The sequence below is a fragment of the Vibrio sp. 1249-1 genome (assembly GCF_033340495.1).
Genome location: NZ_JAWOWJ010001087.1, coordinates 1 through 537, shown reverse-complemented (window position 1 = coordinate 537; position 537 = coordinate 1). Strand labels below are relative to the sequence as shown.

Below are 537 nucleotides of genomic sequence, written 5' to 3'. Positions count from 1 at the left end.
AAACTGACCACTCGTTCAACGGGTTCGTTCGCCATCGTAAAAGAGGAGAAGAAAAGGGGGAGGGATAGGAAAATTTTGTTCATCATAATCCTTGATAAATCAGTCCTAGAATAAAGCTTTGAATCACAATCCAAGCAAAGATGCGCCAAACCAGCAAAATTTGGATTTGTGCAAGATGAATAGCAGAAGGCACAATGCGTCCACCAATCTTGGTGCGTTCTGCTCTGACGCCTTGGTATAGAGCTGGGCCTCCTAACGAAAGCTGGAACTTATTGCCGATAGTACACAGCAACCAAGCTGGTCCTGGCAATGGCCAAGATTTCGCTTGTTGTTTGAGTCCATTAAGCACTGCGGACATATTGTGACCAGCAAGCAACAGTAGGGCAAATAATCTTAATGGAATGAATTCTAAAACGGCAACGATTTGAATGGCTGGTTTCCCAAATGGCGCATACTGACGACGGCTAGGAGACCAAGCTCGTGCTAGCTCCATGGTTAAACGGTACATGAGCGCCCCAATCCCACCTGCGATGGCAT

At 46.4% G+C, this 537-nt stretch carries 1 protein-coding gene; it reads right to left on the bottom strand.

What is annotated here, in order from left to right; all coding sequences use genetic code 11:
• Positions 1–82: 82 nt before the first annotated feature.
• The coding region (locus tag R7Z50_RS30615; RefSeq protein ID WP_318150166.1) for a cobalamin biosynthesis protein at positions 83–537 on the bottom strand (455 nt) is incomplete at its 5' end.